Origin of the sequence: Pseudoalteromonas sp. SG44-1, from assembly GCF_014164315.1 — a bacterium.
Taxonomy (GTDB): Bacteria; Pseudomonadota; Gammaproteobacteria; order Enterobacterales; family Alteromonadaceae; genus Pseudoalteromonas; species Pseudoalteromonas rhizosphaerae.
Genome location: NZ_JACJEW010000172.1, coordinates 1 through 1,334 on the forward strand (window position 1 = coordinate 1; position 1,334 = coordinate 1,334).

Here is a 1,334-nt window from a genome sequence, read left to right on the forward strand (position 1 = left end):
CCATAGCCGAGTTCCTATTTTGATTCAATCGGTTACTTCGATTTTACGTAAAATATAAAAAGAGGATTTGCTGTTGCTTTAATGGGCGTTTTGGAAGGTATGACAGGTGTTTAAGTGGCTTATTTAGAGAGGTAGCAGCTTACCTTTATTAATGCATCGTGTTTTGCAGCTTTTCTATATTATGAACTAAGCAATACAGTTGCCGCAGAATGCAGTGAATGCATTCACTTTCGTTTGTCCGCGTAAGGTCAATTTATTCATTCCTTTGTTAACTGTAATATTCCGCTGTTTATTTAAAGGAAAGCAGGCTCTATACAGCCAAGTCGTTTGCCATTTCGTCAATAAAAAGCTGCCGTTGCCCCATTGGGCTGTCTATTTTGACTTTGATTATTATATCTAACGGTGGATTTAGATCTCTGGATCCGCCGTAGGATAAGAATGTGCTACTGGCGACAATCGCGCTATTTATAAGGAATAGCACGCACTAAAGTACGTAGTTTAATGAAATTGGGGGTTAGTGAGCGACTCGCCATAGCATGTGGTATCACCAGCACCAAAAGTAGGCGCTTGGAAGCGAAGGGCCTTGTCGAAGCTCAAAAACAAAAGGAATTAACATTGCGCTAGGCAATGACTATTTAGCGTCAAAAGGTTTAGTGTCACTGAGAGATATTTGGATCAATATTCATTACGGGAGATGAACCGCCCATTGCACTTCCTGCTAATAAAAAGCGCATGATGGGTGGTGTGGGGGCTGGAGGTTAGAGACCTCCGGCTACCCGATTAGGGATATTACTCCAACAAAGCCTCTTTAGTTTCAATAAGTATGCGAGCAACTTCAAGTGCCTTTTTACTATTTGCGGACATTCCCATTGAACCTGTTTCTACTTTAATTAAATAAGCTGAAACCTCATGTTCTTTAGGGTCGTTGAGTAACAACTTAAAAACTTTTGGTAAATAAGATTGGTATTCATCACGAGCCATCGGTATGTCGCAAACACCTATAGGATCCCAAAGGTAAAATAGGATTTCATCAACTCGACGATATAGTCCTTTTTCCGAAGTGCTGAGCTTATTATTCATATATCCCTAACGAGCCTGTAGAATTACTCGTTTTTAATTTATTTTTATTGATGCATTAACCATAGCTGAGTTCCTATTTTGATTCAATTGGTTACTTCGATTTTACGTGAAATATAAAAAGAGGATTTGCTGTTGCTTTAATGGGCGTTTTGGAAGGTATGACAGGTGTTTAAGTGGCTTATTTGGAGAGGTAGCAGCTTACCTTTATTAATGCATCGTGTTTTGCAGCTTTTCTATATTATGAACTAAGCAAT

1 protein-coding gene and 1 pseudogene are annotated in these 1,334 nt (G+C 39.1%); one reads left to right on the top strand and one right to left on the bottom strand.

Annotated elements, in window-relative coordinates; translation table 11 throughout:
• Positions 1-402: 402 nt before the first annotated feature.
• Positions 403-698, top strand: a pseudogene (locus tag H5187_RS24870) (hypothetical protein); the annotation flags it as partial.
• Positions 699-789: 91 nt separating this feature from the next.
• Here H5187_RS24870 and H5187_RS23545 read toward each other — a convergent pair.
• Complete coding sequence (locus H5187_RS23545; RefSeq protein ID WP_182795038.1) at positions 790-1,080, bottom strand: hypothetical protein; 291 nt, start codon at positions 1,078-1,080, stop codon at positions 790-792.
• Positions 1,081-1,334: the final 254 nt, after the last annotated feature.